Genomic DNA, 19,585 nt, shown 5'->3' with positions numbered 1-19,585 from the left:
GACGCGGTGACTATACCAACCACGCCGGGCTCGAACTCAGCTCGAGGCGGGCGGTACGGCCTCGTCGGCGGTGTTCTCCGTCACGGGCCGGCTCTGCGCCGCCGGACGCGCCGCTGCGGCGGCGCGCACCTGGGGTGCGACGAGCACGATCTGGCCCAGCACCCCGTTGACGAAGGACGGCGAGTCGTCGGTGGAGAGTTGCTTGGCCAGCTCGACCGCCTCGTCGACGGCCACCACCGGCGGGACGTCGACCGCGTTCAGCAGTTCCCACACCGCGACGCGCAGGATCGCGCGGTCGACGGCGGGGAGACGATCGAGAGTCCACTGGTGCAGGTGATCCCCGATGACCGAGTCGACGCGGTCGAGGTTCTCGGCCACTCCGGTCACGAGAGTCGTGGTGTACGCGTTGACCGGCGCCACCGTCTCCTCGTGAGCGGACAGCTCGCCGCGCTCGGTCGCGAGCACCACGGGATCGAGATCCCGAGCCTCGGCCTCGAAGAGGAAGTCGACGGCGCGCTTACGCGCCTTGTGCCGTGCTCCGAGCTTCTTCGCCGCCGGCTTGCCCGGTGCGGCAGGGTTCTTGGAAGGCTCGCTCACTCAGGAATTCACGCGCCCGAGGTAGTTGCCGTCGCGGGAGTCCACCTTGAGCTTGTCGCCGGTGTTGATGAAGAGCGGCACGTTGATCTCGGCACCCGTCTCGAGGGTCGCCGGCTTGGTGCCACCGGTGGAGCGGTCGCCCTGCAGACCCGGATCGGTGTGCTGGACGATCAGCTCGACCGTGACCGGCAACTCGACGTACAGCGGCAGACCCTCGTGCATCGCCACCTGGACCTTCATGTTCTCGAGCAGAAAGCGCGAGACCTCGCCGATGGTCGCCTCGGCGACGGAGATCTGGTCGAAGGTGTCGCCGTCCATGAAGACGTAGTCCGAACCGTCGTGGTAGAGGTACGTCATGTCGCGTCGGTCGACCGTCGCGGTCTCGACCTTGACGCCCGCGTTGAAGGTCTTGTCGACGACCTTGCCCGACGTGACGTTCTTGAGCTTGGTGCGCACGAAGGCCGGTCCCTTACCAGGCTTGACGTGCTGGAACTCGATGATGGACCACAACTGGTTCTCGATGTTGAGAACGAGTCCGTTCTTGAAATCACTGGTGGAAGCCACTTGCTTCGCGTCTCCTCGTCGACTGTCGTCTCGGTCTCTCGGTACCCGGACGCCGCGCACGGCCTCCGGGCCTGACAAGCACTGGTCGGCAGGCCCTCGCCTACAGAACGGTGAACTCTTTGCTGGTGAGCGTCAGCAGTTCCGGCTCGTTCTCTCGAACGATGAGCGTGTCCTCGATCCGTACGCCTCCGCGACCGGAGAAGTACACGCCGGGCTCGACTGTCACCGCAGCACCGCAGAGCAGTGTACCGGTGCCGGTGGCACCGATTCCCGGCGCTTCGTGGATCTCGAGTCCCACGCCGTGGCCGAGTCCGTGCAGGAACTTGTCCCCGTGCCCGGCGTCCACGATGACCGAGCGAGCCGCTCCGTCCACCGCCTGCACGTCGGCGCCGGGGAGGACGGCGGCGCGTCCGGCGGCCTGCGACTGTTCGACGAGGGCGTACAGCTCGCGCTGCCAGTCCGCGGGGGTGCCCAGCACGTAGGTACGCGTCATGTCGGAGTGGTACCCGTCCACCTCCGCGCCGAAGTCCAGCTTCACCAGGTCACCCTGCTCGAGCACCGCACCGGTGGGGCGGTGGTGCGGCACCGCCGAGTGTGCGCCCGCGGCCACGATGGTCTCGAACGAGATGGCGTGCGCTCCCAGCTCGAGCATGAGGAACTCCAGATCGATCGCGACCTGCTTCTCGGTCCGGCCGGCGCTGATGCCGCCCCGCTCGATCAACGCGGCCAGCGCGGCGTCGGCGACACCGCAGGCGCGTCGCAGCGCGTCGATCTCGCTCTCGTCCTTGATCATCCGCAGCTTCTCCACCAGGCGCGGCATGCGCTGGAGCGAGAGCGAGGACGCGGCGTCGGACCATGCCTGATGCTCGTCGACGGACACGACGTGCGATTCGAATCCGACGGTCTGCCCGCCCCGCGCACCGCCGGCGTCCTGCAGCAGGCGAACAGGGCCCGCGCGGTCGATCACCGACGCGAGGTCGGGCACCTGCTCGGCCACCTGCGTCACGTACCGACCGTCGGTGCACACCACGGTGCCGGACTCGTCGGAGGCGGAATCGTGCGCACTCAGCAGCAGCGCGGCATTGGAACCGGTGAACCCCGTGAGGTAGCGGACGTTGAGCAGATCGGTCACCAGGAGCGCGTCGGCCTCCCGGTCGCGGACGAGTTCTCGGAGGGCGTCGCGCCGTGCGGCGCGGTCGGAGGACGGCATCTCTCGAACCTACCGCCGCCGTCACCGACGGCCGGCGACACCGGTCCGCCCGACGACACCGCACCCGGATATGTGGGCAGAAGCACACGCGACCGACCGGGGTGATTACTGTGTGCAGCATGACTGGGTGGGTGGTTCGCGGTGTGGGGATGGCGCTGGTTCATGTGGTGGCACGAGTGCTGCTCGCGCTGGCGGTCTCCGCCTGGCCCGCGCAAGGGTCCGTGTTGCGCATGATCACGCTGGCCGCCGTCGTTCTCGTGGCCGTCGTGTGGGGCGGAATCGACGGGATCAACGCGCACCGCCGCGGTGACCACGGCGAGGGCCGGACCGATTTCACGATGCTGTGGCTGAAGGCGTCGGTCGTGGCCGGTGTCCTCGCCGGGCTCGTCTGCTGGGTGTTCTCGGCGGTGGCGAACCTCGCGGTGAGCAGCAACTCCCTCTTCTTCGAGGTCACCTCCGGCGCAGCGTTCACGATTCTGCTCGTCTTCATCCCCACGGTCATCGCCGTCACGGTGGGCCGCTGGCTGGCCGGACGCGGCGACGACAAGCAGGAGGACCTGCGGCCGGGCAAGAAGGAGGACGCGACCGAGCGCGACCGCGTCACCTCCGGAGCACCCGCACGGGGCGAGTCGGACGCCGACACCGAGGTCTTCGCGCCGGTCCGGGACTCCGATCGGCGCCCGAACCTCGCGAAGGGCGACCGCTCCTCCTGACCGACCCCGTCGTCAGAGGAAGATCGACGACCCCGTCGTCGGCTCCTCACGCGCCACTGCGGAGTACGCGGCTGCCAGGAGCGCCGGATCCGGTCCTTCGAGGCGGCCCGGCTTGGCCAGTCCGTCCAGCACGACGAAGCGCAGCAGCCCGTTGCGGTTCTTCTTGTCCGTCTGCATGCCCGACAGCAGATGGGCGAACGCGTCCGCGTCGTAGCTGACGGGCAGTCCCACCGCCTGCAGGATGCTGCGGTGCCGGTCGGCGACATCGTCCGACAGTCGCCCCGCGAGACGTCCGAGCTCGGCGGCGAACACCAGACCGACGGAGACCGCGGCGCCGTGGCGCCACTTGTACTTCTCGCGGCGCTCGATGGCGTGTCCCAGGGTGTGGCCGTAGTTCAGGATCTCGCGAAGATCGGACTCCCGGAGATCGGCCGCGACGACCCGAGCCTTCACCTCGATGGAGCGCCGGATCAGCTCGGGCAACACCTCGCCCGTCGGGTCCAGCGCGGCAGCGGGATCCGCCTCGATGAGGTCGAGAATCACCGGGTCGGCGATGAATCCGGTCTTGATCACCTCGGCGAGCCCGGCCACGATCTCGTTGTGCGGCACCGTCTCGAGGGTCGCCAGGTCCACCAGGACGGCCGCAGGCTCGTGGAAGGCACCGACGAGGTTCTTCCCGGCGTCGGTGTTGATGCCGGTCTTGCCTCCCACGGCCGCGTCGACCATGGCGAGCAGCGTGGTGGGCACGTGCACGATGCGGACGCCGCGCATCCAGGTGGCCGCGACGAAGCCGGCGAGATCGGTGGCCGCGCCGCCGCCCAGGCTGACCACGGCGTCGCTCCGCGTCAGACCGATGCGGCCGAGCACCTCCCAACAGAAGCCGGCGACGGCCAGTTCCTTGCCGTCCTCGGCATCGGGGATCTCGATGCGGTGTGCGTCGATCCCGTTGTCCGCCAGTGCTGCTCGGACGGCCTCGGCGGTCTCGGCGAGCGGAGGCTGATGGAAGATCGCGACGGTGCGCGTGCCCGCGAGCTGCTCCACCAGGTCGGTGAGCAGACCGCGACCGATGATCACGGGGTACGGGTTCGCCGTCCGGACGTCGATACGAACAGGTTCTGTCACGAGAGCGTCTCCTGTGCTGGGGGTGGATCCTGCGGTGGTCGGGTACGGCCGGTCCGTGGTGCCGACTGCCGCGGCAACGGTCCCGGATCGGTGGGGATCGGACGTCCGCCCTTGCGCCGGATCCGGCGCCGCGGCGAGGTCCGCTGCGGTGGTGCGGCCGGCGCGGGGACGCGGTCGGCGGGGGCGACGCCGAGACGGCCGAGCACAGCGGTGACGACGCGAGCGGGGCTGCGGCCGTCCGTGCGGACACGGATGGTGGACACCTCGCGGTACAGGGGTCGCCGAGTGCGCATCAGTTCGCGGTACTTCGCCCGTGGGTCCGAGCCGGCCAAGAGGGGTCGTGAAGCGTTGGCACTGGTCGCACCGGTGCGCCGGAGGCCCTCGCCGACACTGATCTCGAGGTAGACGACGGTGTGACCGCGGAGCGCCGCACGAGTGCGCGAGGACAGGATCGCCCCACCGCCCAGGGACACGATGCCCGGATACGTGCGCAGCGCATCGAGCACGATGCGCTCCTCGATGGCACGGAACTCCGCCTCACCGCTCTCGGCGAAGATCTGCGGGATGGTGCGGCCGGTGTCCTTCTCGATGGCCACGTCCGTGTCGTACACCTGCGTGCCCAGGGCCTGAGCCAGCCGTCGGCCGATGGTGGACTTCCCGGCGCCGGGTGGCCCGATCAGCACTGCACGCGGCGGACCGGAGACCTCCCCGGCCTCACCGGTCTCCCCCGACCGGCCTCCGGCCTGCCCGGCATCCTGCGACCGGCCTCCGGCCTGCCCGGTCATCGCGGCGGACGGGCTTGCGCGTTCTCCACGTAGCGGCGCACGTTGCCGGCGGTCTCGGCGACGGAGTCGCCTCCGAACTTCTCCAGCGTGGCGCGGGCGAGCACCAGAGCCACCATGGTCTCCGCGACGACCCCCGCGGCCGGCACGGCGCAGACGTCGCTGCGCTGGTGGATGGCCACCGCACCCTCGCCGGTGGACATGTCCACCGTCGCCAGGGCACGCGGAACCGTGGAGATGGGCTTCATGGCCGCGCGCACCCGCAGCGGGGCGCCGTTGGTCATGCCGCCCTCGATGCCGCCGGCGCGGTTGGTGGTGCGGACGATCCCGTCCGGGCCGGGGAGGATCTCGTCGTGGGCGGCGCTGCCGCGGCGGCGTGCGGTCTCGAACCCGTCGCCGACCTCGACACCCTTGATGGCCTGGATGCCCATGAGTGCCGCGGCGAGCTGCGCGTCGAGCTTGCTGTCGCCGGTGACGAACGAGCCGAGTCCCACGGGAAGGCCGTGGACGACCACCTCGACGATGCCGCCGAGGGTGTCCCCGTCGCGCTTGGCCGCTTCGATCTCGGTGATCATGGACTGCTCGGCCACGGCGTCGAACGCCCGCACGGGGCTGGCGTCGATCGCCTCGATGTCTCCCGCCGACGGCTCCGGGCCCTCGTACGGGTCGGACGCGCCGATCGAGATGACGTGCGACAGGACGTCGACGCCGAGGACCTGTTTCAGGAACTGTCGCGCGACGGTGCCGACCGCGACGCGGGCGGCGGTCTCCCGTGCGCTGGCGCGTTCGAGCACGGGCCGGGCGTCGTCGAAGCCGTACTTGAGCATGCCCGAGTAGTCGGCGTGGCCGGGGCGCGGACGGGTCAGGGGCGCATTGCGCGCGAGGTCGGCGAGCACGGCGGGATCGACCGGGTCGGCCGCCATGACGGTCTCCCACTTCGGCCACTCCGTGTTGCCGATCTCGATGGCGACGGGACCGCCGAGCGTCGAGCCGTGCCGGACACCGCCGATGACGGTGACCTTGTCGGCCTCGAACTTCATGCGGGCGCCGCGGCCGTAGCCCAGGCGTCGTCGGGCGAGCTGAGCTCCGATGTCCTCGGAGGTCACCTCGACTCCGGCCACCATGCCCTCGAGAATGGAAACCAGGGCAGGGCCGTGAGATTCTCCGGCAGTGATCCATCGCAACACGGATCGATCTTTTCACGTCCCGGCGTTCACCCACGCCACCAGGGTCGCCGCACACAGAGCGGGTCCGTGCGGAATCCCCGCCGCTCCCCCGGTTCGTCCCGTCATCGCCGCCAGCACCAGCGTCGTCGTCGGTGCCAGCACGGCGGCCACGGTCCACACGGACGGCCCCGAGACCGCGCCCAGTCCCCCGAGTGCGAGACACAGCTTGACGTCGCCGCCTCCGATCGATCCGGGTGACGCCACCGACCCGACGAGGTGGACACCGGCCAGAGCCAGGCCGCCGAGGAGCGCCGACTCGCCCCCACCCTGGTGGGCGGCTGCCAGGAGCACCGCACCCGCGGCGGGCAGCGTCAGATCGTCCGGCAGGCGGTGACGGACCAGGTCGACGAGCGCGACGGCACAGGACCACGCCCCGACCGCGAGGATCGCCACGTCGGTGGTGACCGCGCCGAGCGCGGCACCGACGACGGCGGCCGCGAGCAGGTCGGGCACCGTCGGCGTCACCCACCGACCGACGGTGAGAAGAGCGAGGCAACACAGCGCGGATCCGAGGAGGACGGTCATGCAGTCACGGTGGCACCGGTGACTCCCATGATCCGTGCCGCGGCGACCCGCCCGGGGACGACGGCGCACCCGGGGATGGTCAGGACTCCCGCAGAGCCCGCTCCATCGCAGCACGCGGGGCAGGCATACCGGTGAACTGCTCCACCTGACCGAATGCCTGGTGCAGCAGCATCGCGAGGCCGCCGACGACGACGCCACCGGACTCCTCGACCGCGGCGGCCAGCGGCGTGGGCCACGGGTGGTAGATCGCGTCCAGCAGCACGCGCGTCCCGCGCAGTGCGTCGATCATCGCAGCGCCGCCCTCGGGCGGGACGGTGGACACCACGGCTGCCGCGTCCGCGACCGCTCGCGGCAGCGCGTCGTCATCCGGTGCACTCCACCGGGCGGTGAGACCGGCGTCGCGCGCACAGACCAGAGCTCCCTCCGCCCGCTCCTCGTCCCGCGAGACGACGGTGACCGCATTCGCCCCGAGATCACGCAGAGCGACGAGCGCCGGGCGGGACGTTCCGCCCGCCCCGACGACGACCACCGACGCTCCCGACAGGTCACGGACACCGACCGTGCCGAGGGCGCCCGTGACACCGTCGACGTCGGTGCAGTCGGCGCGCCAGCCCGAGTCTGTGCGTACCAGGGTGTTCGCCGAGCCCACAGCGATTGCGCGCTGCGTTCGTTCGGTCGCACAGGCCAGAGCCGCGAACTTGCCCGGCATCGTCACCGACAGTCCCACCCACTCGGGGCCGAGGCCGTCCACGAACTCCGGAAGCCGTTCCGCGGTGCACTCCACCCGCTCGTAGGTCCACCCGGTGAGCCCGAGCTCCCGGTACGCCGCCGCGTGCAGGATCGGTGAACGCGAGTGCGCCACCGGCGACCCCAGAACGGCCGCGCGCCTCGTCGACGAGGCGTCGGAGACGGACGTCACCGGCCGCTGTCGAGGAACCCGCCCTCGACCTTCGTGATGTTGTCCAGGTGCACCTGGTAGTCGTCGGTGAAGAGCGTCTCACCGGCGGCGTTGATGGTGACGAAGTAGAGCCAGTTGCCGGGCTCGGGAGCCTCGGCGGCCTGCACCGCTGCCACACCGGGAGAGCAGATCGGCGTCGCCGGCAGACCCTCTTTGGCGTACGTGTTCCACGGCGTGACGTTCGCACGGTCGGCGTCGGTGGTGGCCACCTCGGTGGTGTCCAGCGAGTAGTTGACCGTGGAGTCGAACTCCAGACGCTGCCCGATGGCGAGACGGTTGAGGATGACGCGCGCCACCTTGGCGAAGTCCTGCGGCAACGCCTCGCGCTCGATGAGGGACGACGCCACGAGCACTTGGTACGGGTCGAGACCCGAGGAGGCGCCTGCCTCCAGTAGACCGGTGTCCTCGTAGATCGCAGCACTCTCGGACACGAGTTGACGCAGGATGTCCGTCGGTGCGGCGCTGGGGTCGAAGTTGAACGTGCCCGCGGCGATGAGCCCCTCGAGCTGACGATCGCGATCCGGCACCTGCCGCACCGCGTCGGTCGCCCAGTCGGCGACACCGAGTGCGGAAGGATCGTCCCCCGCACCCGCGAGGTTCAGGTCGTCGTATGTCACGCACGGAAGACCCTCTCCGACAGCACAACTGGCCTCGGAGATCAGCGTGTAGATGCCCTTGCGGACGGCGCCGGTGTTGACGTCGGTCGAGTCGTGCAGCTGACGGCCCTCGGCGATCTGGATCTGGCCCACTCGCGATGCCGGGTCCACCAGTGCGGAGACGGCGTCGGTCGCCGCCATCTGCGAGCGCATCCGATAGAAACCGGGCTGCACGGAGGTCATCGCGGTGTTCTGGACCGCGGCCTCGTAGAAGGCCGCCGAGCTGGCGGTGACGTCCTTGTCCGCCATCTCGGTCGCGATCTCCTGTGCGGTGTCGCCCGAGGCGACCTGCACCACCACGGCGTCGCCGCCGGGACCCGGGTAGTCCTCCGCGACCGCGGCCCCGCCGCCGGTGAACTTCGACACTCCCCACACACCTCCGACGGCCACGAGGCCGACCAGGACCAGCACACCGAGTCCGCCGATGATGCGCGAGCGACGTTTGCGACCGGCCGCGGCGCGGTCGCGGCGGGTGTCCGCGCGGCTCGCGCGGCTCGGGCGGTCACCGGGACCCGACGCCACTCGCGCAGGACGGGCGCGGCGGTCGTCGGCGAGCGGCTGACGGCGCAGGTCGTCGACCGGGAGATTCAGCTCGTCGGTGTCCCACTCGTCGCGTCGGCCGGGCCGCTGTCCACGACCGTCGTCCGTCACGGGGTCGTCCCCGGTGTGTCCTGCTCCGGACCGTGATTCTCGGGCACCGTTGCCCCCTCCTCGTTCGCCTGGGCGACCATCTCTCGCGCCAGGACACTGCGGCGCTCGTCGAGCCACCCTTGCAGGATGGCGACCGCCGCCGCCTGGTCGATCATCGACCGTTGGTCTCTCGCGCGGACGCCGCTGTCTCGAAGACCACGCGCGGCACTCACCGTAGTCAAGCGTTCGTCGGACAGCCGCACCGGCACGCCGGGCAGCGCACGGTGCAGGACTCGGGCGAAACGGACAGCCAGCGTGGCGGCGGTTCCGCGCTCGCCGCGCAGAGTGCGCGGTAGACCGACGATGATCTCGACGGCCTCGTACTCCTCGGCGAGCGCGACGATCCGCTGGACGTCGGCCGAGTCGGTGTGTGTCTTCGCCGCGCGCGGGACCGTCTCGACGGGTGTGGCGAGGGTGCCGTCGGGATCGGAGGACGCCACCCCGACGCGCACGCTCCCGACGTCGATCGCGAGCCGCCGCCCCCGCCCCGGGTCGTCGGCGCCCGGCCGGTCGGGCGCGGAGCTGCCGGCGGCCACCGTCAGGAGTTCCCGGCGATCTCGGTGACGCGACCGAGCAGAGCCTCGATCGCCGCCGGAATACCCGACGCGTCGGACCCGGCTCCCTGCGCGGTGTCGGCCTTGCCACCGCCGCGGCCGCCGATGCTCGGACCGAAGGCACCCACCAGTTCACCGGCCTTCACGCCGAGTTCCTGCGCGGCCTTGGTCGTCGACACGACGAACGGCACCTTGCCGTCGACGTCTCCGAACAGCGCCACCACCGCGGGCTGCGTGCCGAACCGGCCGCGAACGTCGCCGACGAGGGTGCGCAGATCCGCGGCACCGACGCCGGCCGGCGCGGGCTCCGCGACGACGAGCAGCGACCCGACCCGGCGCGCCGTGTCGACGTAGGACCCGGCGGACGAGAGCACGGCGGCGGCGCGAGTGGCCTCGAGCTCCTTCTCGGCGACGCGGAGCCGTTCGACGAGGTTCTCGATCCGCGCGGGCACCTCGTCGGTGGGCACCTTGAGCGACGAGGCGACACCGGCGAGCAGCGCGCGCTCCTTGGCGAGGTACTTGTACGAGTCGAGGCCGACGAAGGCCTCGACGCGTCGCACGCCCGACCCGACCGACGACTCCCCGAGGAGCGTCACCGGGCCGATCTGCGACGAGTGCTGGACGTGGGTGCCGCCGCACAGTTCCATCGAGAACGGTCCGCCGATCTCCACGACCCGGACCTCGTCGCCGTAGTTCTCACCGAACAGCGCCATCGCCCCCATGGCCTTGGCGTCGTCGAGATCGGTGACGAAGGTGTTGACCGCGAAGTCGGACGCGACGGCGTCGTTGGTGACGGACTCGATGTCCTCGCGCTGCGACTCCGACAGCGCACCCTGGTACGTGAAGTCGAACCGCAGGTAGCCGGGCTTGTTCAGCGATCCGGCCTGTACCGCGTTCGGGCCCAGGATCTGGCGGAGTGCGGCGTGCACCATGTGCGTGCCGGAGTGTCCCTGGGTGGCGCCGCGGCGCCACTGCTGGTCGACGTGCGCGGTGACGACGTCGCCCTCGGTGAGCTGCCCCTCGTCGACGGTGACCTTGTGCACCCACACGGTCTTCGCGATCTTCTGCACGTCGCCCACGGTGACACTCAGTCCCGGGCCCGTGAGGGTGCCGATGTCCGCGAGCTGTCCGCCGGACTCGGCGTACAGCGGGCTGCGGTCGAGGATGACCTCGACCTTCTCCCCCGCAGCGGCGGTGGGCACCCGCACGCCCCCGGCGATGATCGCGAGAACCGTTGCCTCGCTGTCCAGCTCGTCGAAACCGGTGAACTCGGTGGGACCACGGTCGACGAACTCCTTGTACACCGTCAGGTCGGTGTGCGCGTGCTTGCGCGACTGCGCATCGGCCTTCGCACGGTTACGCTGCTCCGCCATGAGCGTGCGGAATCCGGCCTCGTCGACCTGCAGGCCCGCCTCGGCCGCCATCTCGAGTGTGAGGTCGATGGGAAAGCCGTACGTGTCGTGCAGGACGAAGGCCTCGTCACCGCTGATGCGGGTGCCGCCGGACGCGGTCACGGCCTGAGCAGCGTTGTCGAAAAGGCGCGATCCGGACGTGAGGGTCGCGAGGAACGCCTTCTCCTCGCCGACGGCGACGGACTCGATGCGCGCGAAGTCCTCGACCAGTTCCGGGTACGACTCGGCCATCGTGTCGCGGACGACCGTGACGAACCGCGCCATCGAGGGGTCCTCGGCACCGAGCAGGCGTGCGCTGCGCACGATCCGGCGCAGCAGACGCCGCAGCACGTAGCCACGGCCGTCGTTGCCCGGCGTCACGCCGTCGGCGATGAGCATGACCGCGGTGCGGGCGTGATCGGCGATGACGCGGAACCGTACGTCCGCGTCGTGGTTCTCCCCGTACCGACGGCCGGACAGTGCCTCGGCCTCGGTGATGACGGGACGGACCAGATCGGTCTCGTAGACGTTGTCGACGTCCTGCAGCAGGAACGCCACGCGCTCGACACCCATACCGGTGTCGATGTTCTTGCGCGGCAACGGCCCCAGGATCTCGAAGTCGTCCTTCGACGTCCCCTGTCCGCGCTCGTTCTGCATGAACACGAGATTCCAGATCTCGATGTAGCGGTCCTCGTCCGCCTCCGGACCGCCCTCCTTGCCGAACTCGGGTCCGCGGTCGTAGTAGATCTCCGAGCACGGCCCGCAGGGTCCGGGAATGCCCATGGACCAGTAGTTGTCGGCCATGCCTCGGCGCTGGATGCGCTCGTCGGGCAGACCGGCGACGTCCTTCCAGATCTGGATGGCCTCGTCGTCGTCGAGATACGCTGTGGCCCAGATCCTCTCGGGATCGAAGCCGTAGCCACCGTCCTCGACGGACGAGGTGAGCAGTGACCACGCGAAGCCGATGACCTCGCGCTTGAAATAGTCGCCGAACGAGAAGTTGCCGGCCATCTGGAAGAACGTGTTGTGGCGGGTGGTCACGCCCACGTTCTCGATGTCGCCGGTGCGCACACACTTCTGCACACTCACGGCACGCGCGAACGGCGGGGTGCGCTGCCCGAGGAAGTACGGGACGAACTGCACCATGCCGGCATTGATGAACAGCAGATTCGGGTCGTCGAGGACCAGCGAGGCGCTGGGGACGGGGGTGTGTCCCAGCTTCTCGAAATGGTCGAGGAAACGACGGCGAATCTCGTGAGTCTGCACGGAAACACCCTAGCGCGCGAGAGCACGCACGATTCTGCGGAGCTTGCCGACGCGCGTCTCGAGGTCTCGCTCCGCTCCGTGGTTGGTGGGCCGGTAGTAGTCGGCGCCCACCAGCTCGTCCGGCGGGTACTGCTGGGCGAGCACACCGTCGGGGTCGTCGTGCGGAAACTTGTAGCCCACCGCGTTGCCCAGTGAGGCGGCTCCCGTGTAGTGCCCGTCGCGCAGGTGCGGCGGCACGGCGCCTGCCTTCCCCGCCGCGATGTCGGCCATCGCCGCGGACAGCGCGCTGGTGACGGCACCGGACTTCGGTGCGGTGGCGAGGTGGATGGTGGCCTGGGCGAGGGCGAGCCGCGCCTCGGGCATCCCGATCGTCTGCACCGCCTGCGACGCCGCCGTCGCGACCAGCAACGCGGTGGGGTCGGCCATGCCGATGTCCTCGCTGGCGTGCACCACGAGCCTGCGGGCGATGAAGCGTGCGTCCTCACCGGCGGTGATCATCCGGGCGAGGTAGTGCATGGCCGCGTCGACGTCGGAACCGCGGATCGACTTGATGAACGCGCTGATGACGTCGTAGTGCTGGTCACCGTCCCGGTCGTACCGCACCGCGGCTCGGTCGACACTCTTCTCCACGGTCTCGAGATCCACGGTGCCGCCCGCACCCGCAGTGTCGGCGGCCGCCTCGAGCGCTGTCAGACCCCGTCGAGCGTCACCGCCGGCCAGCCGCACGAGGTGTCCGAGCGCCTCGTCGGTCACCGTCACCGACCCGCCGAGACCGCGCTCGTCCGCCAGGGCCCGCGTGAGAACCTCGCGGATGTCGTCGTCGGTGAGCGACCGGAGCTGCAGCACCAGGGACCGTGACAGCAGCGGCGACACGACGGAGAACGACGGGTTCTCCGTCGTCGCGGCGACGAGCAGCACGATCCGGTTCTCGACGGCGGCGAGCAGGGCGTCCTGCTGGGTCTTGGAGAACCGGTGCACCTCGTCGATGAAGAGCACGGTCTGCTCGTTGTTCAGCAGCCGGCGACGCGCCAGGTCGATCACGGCCCGGACGTCCTTGACGCCCGCGGAGAGCGCGGACAGGGCCTCGAACTTGCGGCCGGTGGCACCCGAGATCAGGGACGCGAGCGTGGTCTTGCCGGTGCCGGGTGGGCCGTAGAGCATGACCGACGCTGCCCCGGACCCCTCCACCAGGCGGCGCAGCGGGGCACCCGGGGTGAGGAGGTGGCCCTGGCCCACGACCTCGTCCAACGACCGTGGACGCATCCGCACGGCCAGCGGCGCACCCGGTGTGCTCGCACGCGGGGACGGGACGAACGCGTCCCCGTCGGGAGCAGCGGTGTCGTCGTCGAAGAGGGAGTCGTCGGCGCTCATCGGACGGTCAGGACGCGGCGGCGGGCCACCGCGCCGCGAGTGCCTGCCGGACATCGCCCGCGAAGTCCGCGAGGTCGTGGTGCCCGACGAAGCGCGCGTACTCCGAGAGGATGGACCACCGCGTGGTCAGCGCGGCGGCGCGGGGCACCGAGAGGTGGTGCCGACGCAGTGCGGCGTTGCGGGTGTCGTCGTCGGGGAGGAACCAGTGCGTCGTGAGCCAGGCCCACACCAACTGGGCGTCCAGCAACTTGGCGTGCAGCACGTCGTCGTCGGCGAGGTGCGGCCAGATTCCGACCACCTCGGCGCGCCACGCATCGACCATGGCCTCGGCGCGTTCCGGCGTGAGATCGAGACGGCACAGGCAGCCGGGGTAGGACAGGAGCGTGTAGGCCACGTCGAGAGTGGCGTCCCGGAAGCCTCCCCACTCGTAGTCCAGGAATCGCACGCCCTCGTCGTTGACGATGATGTTGTCGGGGCACAGGTCCGACGGACTGAAGGCGCGGTGTCCGCCGGAACCGAAGAGTTTGGCCGCGCGGGCGACGGCGGCGGCGACCGCGGGCGGCACCTCGATGCCGAGATCCGCGGCGAGCATCGCCGGGACGTCCGACTGGGCCACCGCGACCTGATCGGCCAGCCCGTCCCGAGAATCGGCGACGCCGGCGCGACCGAGGAGCGCCCCGAAATCCTCCTCGCGGCCGAACGTGGCGGCGTGCATCCGCCCGAGTGCCTGGGCCAGAGCCATGAGCGAGTTGGTGACGGACGACGGATCGGGGTTCGCGATCAGACTGGTGAACGGCGCGGCGTCCCCCAGGTCACTGAGGACGAGGAGCCGTTCCTTCAGGTCGTACGCGATGAGGGAGGGACCGGGACGGGTGTGCGTCGCGAGGGCGGTGGCGAACTGGTACGAGACCGCTTCGCGCAGGAACGCCGTGTGGTCTCCGGCGCCGAGACCCGTGCGGGACACCGACTCCGTGGACGTCTCGCGGACCTGCTTGATCACGAGCGTGCGGGGCAGCTGGAACGGGTTCTCGGCCACCCGGACACGGATGACCACGGTGCGCCCGCTGCCGCCGAGATCGACCGGGTCGACCAGGGTCACCGATGCTCCCGTGCGTCTGGTGAGGAGTTCTCGTGCTGCTGCCACTGCTTCGGTGACCGGATCTGCCAACATTGCCGTCATCGATTGTCCGACCCACCTCGTTCGTGAACGGGCAGGTCATTCCTCGTTTCCGTACTCGCGTCGGCCCGTGAGGGCCGCCTGTGATGCTGTGTGCGTACTGCCGGAGCAGGATCGGGTTCCCCGCTCCACAGTCGATGAAACGGGCTCGCTGTGCGGTTTCTCGACCCTATCGCACTCTCGGCGACAGCTCGGGGGCGCCGCTGGCACCGCGGTGCCCACGAGAGGCAAGATCCGAGGTCAGACGGCTCGGACGATCGGCGCGACGTCGACCGACACGGCGATGCGGCTCCCCGCCGACTCCGTGTAGATGATGCCGCGCAGCGGCGGGACGTCGTCGTAGTCACGGCCCCACGCCACCGTCACGTAGCGCTCGTCCACCCACTGGTCGTTGGTCGGGTCGAAGGCCAGCCACGAGCCGTCCGGTGACCGCACCGCCGCCCAGGCGTGGGTGGCGTCCACACCCACCATGCGTTCCTTGCCCGGCGGCGGTTGAGTCGCGAGGTAGCCGGAGACGTAGCGCGCGGCGAGGCCGTGCGAGCGCAGGCACGCGACGGCGACCCGCGCGAAGTCCTGACACACACCGGTCCGGGCGGCGAGGACGTCCGCGACGGTCGTCGAGATGGTCGTCGACCCCGACAGGTAGGCGAAGTCGGTGTGGATCCGGTGGTTGAGGTCGAACACCGCCTCCACCAACGGGCGGCCCTCGGTCAGCGAGAGCGCGGCGTACTCGTGCACCTCGTCGGTGATCTCCGGTGGCACGAGATCGAGCACGAAGTCGACGTCCAGGGCCCCGTCGACCCCGGTGGGACGAGCACTCTCCCACGCCGTCGTCGCAGCCCGGGTGGTGAGGCGAGCGGGGTCGGGAGGGTCCACGGCGACCAGGGCGCGCGCGGTCACGCACAACCGGTCGTGATCGGTGGTGACGTGGAAGTAGACGTCCTCGTTCCCGAAGAGGTCGACACCGGTGGACCGGTCGGTCGGCGTCGGCGTCACGGTGACGGAGGCGTCGAGACACCGCTGCTCCGAGGTCGAGCGCGGGAAGAGGTGGCCGCGGCCGTACGACGACGACACGGTGCCCTGATAGACGTACTCGGTGCGGTGGGTGATGGCGTACCACCGCGCACCCTCGTGATCGGTCACGACAACACCCGTCCGCCGCCGCGTCCCCACAACGGCTGCGTGCCGCCGGGCAGCGTCAGGTGCGCCGCGGTGATCGACTCGGAGAGGTCGAGCAGATCGGTGTGCACCGACCGGACGACGTCGTCGAACTCCGATCGGGTCCCGGTGGCGTCGACGTCCTCGAGATCGGACGGGTCGACTCGGCGCAGCGTCGCGACGATGCGCTCGAGCGCCCGATCGGTGCGGGAGGTCCCCGTCGACCCGGGCAGCGACGCCAAGTTCACCGCTGCTCGTTCCACCGAGTGGATGACCGAGCGCGGGTTGCCGCCGTCGAAGAGCACGAGCTCGGCCACGGCGCCCACCTCGGGAGCACCGCGATAGCGGCGCCGGTAGGTGACCGACGAGTCGGCGGCGTTCAGCACCGCCCCGAGCACGGCCTGCTCGACGGCCGGTGGGCGTGCGGTGCCCACGGTCTCGGCGAGCAGGGCGGTGATCTGCAGAGCGCGCTCGATGCGCTTGCCCGTGTCCATGAGGAACCAGCCCGGATCGTGCACCATCGACTCGGCCGACAGACCGGCGACGGCGAGCATCGACCCCACGACACGGCTCTGCGTCGACCAGAGCCCCGCCTCGTCGGACACCGGCGACGCCGCACACTCGGCGAGCGCGGTGTCGAGCCGGTTGAACACCGCCCAGGTGTCCTCGCCCAGCTGATCCCGCACCGCGCGGGCACACGTCTGCAACGCCGCCACGGCGTGCGCGAGCGAACCGGTGCGCCGCGTCCGCACCGTCAGCGACCGGAACTCCGCGAGCAGGTCCGACCGCGTGGTCGCGGCGCGGAACCCCGGCGCCGTCGCGGTCACCGCGGTCACCGCGTCGAGCACCACGGCCAGGGCGACGTCCGTGTCGGACCGCGCCTGCTCCCCGAACGGCGTCTCGCCGCGATGATCGCGGACCATCTGGTTCGCGGCCACCAGCAGGCGGGCCGTCGCCTCGGCACGCTCGCCGTAGCGACCCATCCAGTACAGGTCGTCGAGCACACGCGGCGTACTCACCGAGTCGATGACACGGGGACGGCGTCCACCCATCGGACGCGGTGCGTCGACGGCGCTCGACACGTCCGGCTGATCCGACCGGCCGCGACGCTGGGCCAGCACCCACACGTCCTTGGCAGCGGTCGTGGCCATGGGCTCCGACGGCGGATCCGTGACCAACACCTGGGCGAGACCGCCCGTCATCGGGGTGTAGCCCCGGCGCCCGGCCACGTCGAACAGTCGGATGCCGACGGGCCTCGGCAGCACGGCGGCGTCGTGCCGGCGATGACCGACCGGCCCGACAGGCGACGTCGCCAGGTCCGGTATCGCCCGCGCCGCCCACCCCGTCGGGTCCGCCCCGATCCGCCGCACCAGCTCGTCCCGCTCGCGCATGGACAGCGCGGGACCGACGACGCTCTCGTGCGAGCCGATCGCGTACACCACGAGCGAACCGATACGAGAGACGATGTGCGACAAGCCGTGTGGATCCCCCGCCCAGAAGGCCGGGACCGAGTCGAGCAGGGGCTCCTCGCCGAGCAGCGCCCGGCCCAGCTCCGGCAGCCGTCCGAACAGCGCCGCGTTCTCGAGCGCGCCGCTGCCGATCGTGTTGACCACGGTCACGGCTCCGCGCCGCGCGACCTCGAGCAGTCCCACGACACCGAGGCGTGACTCGGGGCGCAGGTCGAGCGGATCCACGTAGTCGTCGTCGACACGGCGCACCACGACGTCGACGCGGCGCAGGGTGCCGAGCGAGCGCATCCACAGGGCGCCGTCGCGGACGACCAGATCAGCGGACTCGACCAAGGGGAATCCGAGCACCGAGGCGAGATGCGCCTGGTCGAACGCCGTCTCCGACCAGACACCGGGACTGAGCACCACCACGAGCGGGTTCTCGGCGGCGGCAGGCGCCACCTCGACGAGGGCCACGCGCATCGCACCGACGTAGGTGCTCGCGGGACGGGGCGCCACCCGGCCGAAGACAGCCGGTACCGCACGCGCGACGATCGACCGGTCCGCCAGGGCGTAGCCGGCGCCCGACGGTGCCTGAGTGCGGTCGGAGAGGACTCGGAACTCGCCGTCGGTGCATCGGGCGATGTCCGCCGCGTGGAAGAACAGCTGATGTGGGCCGGGGATGGTGATGCCGTGCGCGGCGCGGAGATAGCCGCGATGCCGGAAGACGATCTCCGGCGGCAGCAGACCGCGGCGAATCAGGGTGCGCTCGCCGTACAGATCGGTGAGCACCGCGTCGAGGATGCGCGAGCGTTGCAGCATGCCGGCCTCGAGCCGGTCCCAGTCCGGCGCCGACACCACCGTCGGCACCACGTCGAGCTCCCACCGCGCACCGGACTGCGTCGACGACGGCGATTCGGACGACGCGTCCGCCGTGTCGTTGTAGGTGATGCCGGAGTCGTCCACCAGACGGCCCACGCGCAACTGTGCGGCGGCGAGATCAGCCGGGGTCACGTCCTCGGCGCCGGGGAGGGCCGCCCAGCGCTCTCGTAGCCGCGGACCACCGTCGACGGCGTTCTCCACGAGGTCGTCGTGGCCGTCCGGACGGATCTCGTCGAGGTACGCCGCGAGCACAGGAGATGTGGCCTCACCCTGCTGCACGCAACTCCCCCTCCGCAGACGACCGGCACCGCGCTCGGCGCACGTCCGCGAGAAATCTACCTGTCCGCCTGTGCCCGAGCCGATCGCCGGTGCAGGGAGAGCACAAAGGTCGCCGCGACGACGATGCCGAGGAGGTTGATACCCAGCTGTCCTGCGGACAGAGCGGCGATGCGCCAGCTCCCCACCGTGGCCGCGACGACGGCGAAACCTGCTGCCGGAACGGTGGTCACGGAGATGAAGACCCCGACCAGGGCGGCCGATTTCGCCGACACGAGCGCGAGCATGCCGGCGGCGCCGGCGAGCAGAGCCACGACGAGAGAGAACGGACCCACCTGGTAGATGAAGTCGACCTGCTGCAGGTCGTCCATCGCCTCCGGTCGGATCCATCCGAGGGCCTCGGCCCCGAACGCCCCCAGCGCCGTGATGACCATCGCGGTCGGGAAACCCACGAGCAGCGCCAGCAACGATCGACGGATCAGTGATCGCTGACGACGCACCAGGCCGACCGACAGCGCTGCCAGCGGACCGAACTCGGGTCCCACCACCATCGCACCGACGATGGTGACCGGCGAGTCGGTCACGACGCCGATGGCCGCCAGCAGCAATGCGATGGTCAGGAAGGCGACGAACGTCAGGGTGAGGGACGATTCCTCCCGCGTACGTCCGACCAGTTCGTCCCAGACGATCGAGTCGTCCGGGTCACCGGGCGCGTCCTGTTCCGCGGTGCGCGCCGCGTCCGACAGCACCGTCTCCACGGGTTGCATGGTGATGGCTCCGTCGTGGGTCAGGCGCAGCGAACGCAGACCGTCGAGAACCTGATTCGCGCACTCCCGCACGACGACGGCGTCCACGACGTCGCCCTCCGGGCGCACGGCGGCACCGCGCAGAACGACGACGTGTGCGACGCCGGGAGTCTCGTCGAGCACCCGCAGCACCTCGTCGGTCCGGTCCGCCGGACTGACCACCCTGAGGTTCTGCATGCACTCTCCGTCCGCGCGTCGTCGACGCGTGACCGG

Annotated in this window: 17 protein-coding genes; 1 reads left to right on the top strand and 16 read right to left on the bottom strand. The window is 70.5% G+C overall.

Going from position 1 to position 19,585, the window contains the following annotated elements:
* Positions 1-36 precede the first annotated feature (36 nt).
* The 3 genes from nusB to QE397_RS08835 all read right to left on the bottom strand — a co-directional run bounded on the left by nusB (position 37) and on the right by QE397_RS08835 (position 2,371).
* Complete coding sequence (gene nusB / locus QE397_RS08845; protein WP_307092898.1) at positions 37-597, bottom strand: transcription antitermination factor NusB; 561 nt, start codon at positions 595-597, stop codon at positions 37-39.
* Positions 598-1,161: an elongation factor P gene (gene efp, locus QE397_RS08840; protein WP_027505254.1), complete on the bottom strand. Its 564-nt coding sequence runs from the start codon at positions 1,159-1,161 to the stop codon at positions 598-600.
* A 100-nt stretch (positions 1,162-1,261) separates the two neighbouring features.
* On the bottom strand, positions 1,262-2,371 hold the full coding sequence (locus tag QE397_RS08835) for a Xaa-Pro peptidase family protein (RefSeq protein WP_307092895.1): 1,110 nt from the start codon (positions 2,369-2,371) through the stop codon (positions 1,262-1,264).
* Positions 2,372-2,490: 119 nt separating this feature from the next.
* Between QE397_RS08835 and QE397_RS08830 the strand changes: the two genes are divergently transcribed.
* A complete protein-coding gene (locus tag QE397_RS08830) occupies positions 2,491-3,084 on the top strand; it encodes a B-4DMT family transporter (RefSeq protein ID WP_222631037.1) in 594 nt (197 codons plus the stop codon).
* Between the two features lie 12 nt (positions 3,085-3,096).
* Here the strand turns inward: QE397_RS08830 and aroB are convergent, their stop codons facing one another.
* The 13 genes from aroB to QE397_RS08765 all read right to left on the bottom strand — a co-directional run bounded on the left by aroB (position 3,097) and on the right by QE397_RS08765 (position 19,549).
* On the bottom strand, positions 3,097-4,206 hold the full coding sequence (gene aroB / locus QE397_RS08825; protein ID WP_027505251.1) for a 3-dehydroquinate synthase: 1,110 nt from the start codon (positions 4,204-4,206) through the stop codon (positions 3,097-3,099).
* Positions 4,203-4,889 (bottom strand): shikimate kinase, encoded by a 687-nt coding sequence (locus QE397_RS08820; RefSeq protein ID WP_235578935.1) that lies wholly within the window; start codon positions 4,887-4,889, stop codon positions 4,203-4,205. The genes aroB and QE397_RS08820 overlap by 4 nt, the downstream gene beginning before the upstream one ends.
* A gap of 98 nt (positions 4,890-4,987) precedes the next feature.
* The gene (gene aroC / locus QE397_RS08815; protein WP_027505250.1) at positions 4,988-6,175 is read right to left on the bottom strand and encodes a chorismate synthase; all 1,188 of its coding nucleotides are present in this window, start codon (positions 6,173-6,175) and stop codon (positions 4,988-4,990) included.
* A gap of 12 nt (positions 6,176-6,187) precedes the next feature.
* Positions 6,188-6,739 carry a prepilin peptidase gene (locus QE397_RS08810; RefSeq protein ID WP_056444731.1) on the bottom strand — a complete coding sequence of 184 codons (552 nt, stop codon included), beginning with the start codon at positions 6,737-6,739 and terminating at the stop codon, positions 6,188-6,190.
* Positions 6,740-6,818: 79 nt separating this feature from the next.
* Positions 6,819-7,658, bottom strand: coding sequence for a shikimate dehydrogenase (locus QE397_RS08805; protein WP_307092892.1), 840 nt, complete (start codon positions 7,656-7,658; stop codon positions 6,819-6,821).
* Positions 7,655-9,004, bottom strand: coding sequence for an endolytic transglycosylase MltG (mltG, locus tag QE397_RS08800; protein ID WP_307092890.1), 1,350 nt, complete (start codon positions 9,002-9,004; stop codon positions 7,655-7,657). Before mltG ends, QE397_RS08805 begins: the two co-directional genes overlap by 4 nt.
* On the bottom strand, positions 9,001-9,579 hold the full coding sequence (gene ruvX, locus QE397_RS08795; protein ID WP_051613214.1) for a Holliday junction resolvase RuvX: 579 nt from the start codon (positions 9,577-9,579) through the stop codon (positions 9,001-9,003). Before ruvX ends, mltG begins: the two co-directional genes overlap by 4 nt.
* Before the next feature lie 2 nt (positions 9,580-9,581).
* The gene (gene alaS, locus QE397_RS08790; RefSeq protein ID WP_307092887.1) at positions 9,582-12,254 is read right to left on the bottom strand and encodes an alanine--tRNA ligase; all 2,673 of its coding nucleotides are present in this window, start codon (positions 12,252-12,254) and stop codon (positions 9,582-9,584) included.
* Positions 12,255-12,263: 9 nt separating this feature from the next.
* Positions 12,264-13,625 carry a replication-associated recombination protein A gene (locus QE397_RS08785; RefSeq protein ID WP_307092885.1) on the bottom strand — a complete coding sequence of 454 codons (1,362 nt, stop codon included), beginning with the start codon at positions 13,623-13,625 and terminating at the stop codon, positions 12,264-12,266.
* A gap of 7 nt (positions 13,626-13,632) precedes the next feature.
* A complete protein-coding gene (locus tag QE397_RS08780; protein ID WP_027505245.1) occupies positions 13,633-14,805 on the bottom strand; it encodes a kinase in 1,173 nt (390 codons plus the stop codon).
* A gap of 237 nt (positions 14,806-15,042) precedes the next feature.
* Positions 15,043-15,945 (bottom strand): transglutaminase family protein, encoded by a 903-nt coding sequence (locus QE397_RS08775; RefSeq protein ID WP_056444737.1) that lies wholly within the window; start codon positions 15,943-15,945, stop codon positions 15,043-15,045.
* Positions 15,942-18,569, bottom strand: coding sequence for a circularly permuted type 2 ATP-grasp protein (locus tag QE397_RS08770; RefSeq protein ID WP_307092882.1), 2,628 nt, complete (start codon positions 18,567-18,569; stop codon positions 15,942-15,944). Before QE397_RS08770 ends, QE397_RS08775 begins: the two co-directional genes overlap by 4 nt.
* 56 nt (positions 18,570-18,625) lie before the next feature.
* Positions 18,626-19,549: a DUF389 domain-containing protein gene (locus tag QE397_RS08765; RefSeq protein WP_056444744.1), complete on the bottom strand. Its 924-nt coding sequence runs from the start codon at positions 19,547-19,549 to the stop codon at positions 18,626-18,628.
* Between the last annotated feature and the right edge of the window lie 36 nt (positions 19,550-19,585).

It is taken from the genome of Rhodococcus sp. SORGH_AS_0301 (assembly GCF_030818285.1).
Classification (GTDB): domain Bacteria; phylum Actinomycetota; class Actinomycetes; order Mycobacteriales; family Mycobacteriaceae; genus Rhodococcoides.
This window is presented reverse-complemented; position numbering and strand designations above follow the sequence as displayed.